The 1,243-nt window shown below is 69.4% G+C and carries 2 protein-coding genes and 1 pseudogene; 2 read left to right on the top strand and 1 reads right to left on the bottom strand.

All coding sequences use genetic code 11. From position 1 onward, the window contains the following. Both EES42_RS00845 and EES42_RS00840 read left to right on the top strand, forming a co-directional pair. On the top strand, positions 1 to 807 hold an 807-nt coding region (locus tag EES42_RS00845), incomplete at its 5' end, for an acyl-CoA carboxylase subunit beta (RefSeq protein WP_277426091.1). 66 nt (positions 808 to 873) lie between these two features. Next, entirely contained in the window at positions 874 to 1,077 is a 204-nt protein-coding gene (locus tag EES42_RS00840) for an acyl-CoA carboxylase subunit epsilon (protein ID WP_093545194.1), read from the top strand. Between the two features lie 72 nt (positions 1,078 to 1,149). On the opposite strand, the pseudogene EES42_RS00835 reads toward EES42_RS00840, so the two are convergent. Beyond that, positions 1,150 to 1,243: pseudogene (locus EES42_RS00835) on the bottom strand (ATP-binding protein); the annotation flags it as partial.

Raw genomic sequence — 1,243 nt, 5'->3', positions numbered from 1 at the left:
TCCAACAACCGCGAGAACCCGCCCACCGCCGAGAGCGACGACCCCGCCGACCGGCGCGGCGACGTCCTGCTGGACCTGGTTCCGGCCGACGGCAACCGCCCGTACGACATGCACAAGGTCATCGAGGAGCTCGTCGACGACGGCGACTACCTGGAGATCCACGAGCGCTGGGCCCGCAACATCGTCTGCGCCCTGGCCCGGATGGACGGCCAGGTCGTCGGCATCGTCGCCAACCAGCCGCAGACCCTCGCCGGCGTCCTGGACATCGAAGCCTCCGAGAAGGCGGCCCGCTTCGTCCAGATGTGTGATGCATTCAACATCCCCATCATCACTCTTTTGGACGTACCCGGCTTTCTGCCCGGGGTCGATCAGGAGCACGGTGGAATCATTCGGCACGGTGCGAAGCTGCTCTACGCGTACTGCAACGCCACGGTGCCGAGGATCTCGCTGATCCTGCGCAAGGCCTACGGCGGTGCGTACATCGTGATGGACAGCCAGTCCATCGGTGCGGATCTGACGTACGCCTGGCCGACCAACGAGATCGCGGTCATGGGCGCCGAGGGCGCCGCCAACGTCATCTTCCGTCGGCAGATCGCCGACGCCGAGGACCCGGAAGCCATGCGCAAGCGCATGGTCAAGGAGTACAAGGCGGAACTGATGCATCCGTACTACGCAGCCGAGCGCGGCCTGGTCGACGACGTCATCGACCCCGCCGAGACCCGCGAGGTGCTGATCGCCTCGCTCGCCATGCTCCGTTCCAAGCACGCCGACCTGCCGTCCCGCAAGCACGGCAACCCCCCGCAGTAGTCCGCACCGCGCGCAGTACCCCTGCCGAGCCCGCGAAGACCTGCCGAGAAGACGGAGAAACAACCCATGAGCACTGCCGCCGAGTCCGTGCTGCGCGTCGAGAAGGGCCTTGCCGACCCCGAGGAGCTGGCCGCGATAACCGCGGTCCTGCTCGCCCGCGCCGCGGCCCAGCCCGCCGCGCCCCCCGCCCACCGGGGCCGTAACACCGCCGGCTGGCGCCGCCTGGAGCGCACGCCGGGCTTCCGTGCCCCGCACTCCTGGCAGGGCTGACGGACAACGCGCGAAAGGGCCCCGCACTCCTTCGGGAGTGCGGGGCCCTTTCCGTACGTCCGGACCGGGGCCCTACCGCAGGCGCGCCATGAGGGCGTGCTCCACGAGCGTGATCAGCGCGCTCTTGGCGTCCGCGCGGTGCCGCGCGTCCGTCGTCAGGATCGGC

Origin of the sequence: Streptomyces sp. ADI95-17 (assembly GCF_003846175.1) — a bacterium.
GTDB lineage: Bacteria > Actinomycetota > Actinomycetes > Streptomycetales > Streptomycetaceae > Streptomyces > Streptomyces sanglieri.
This window is presented reverse-complemented; position numbering and strand designations above follow the sequence as displayed.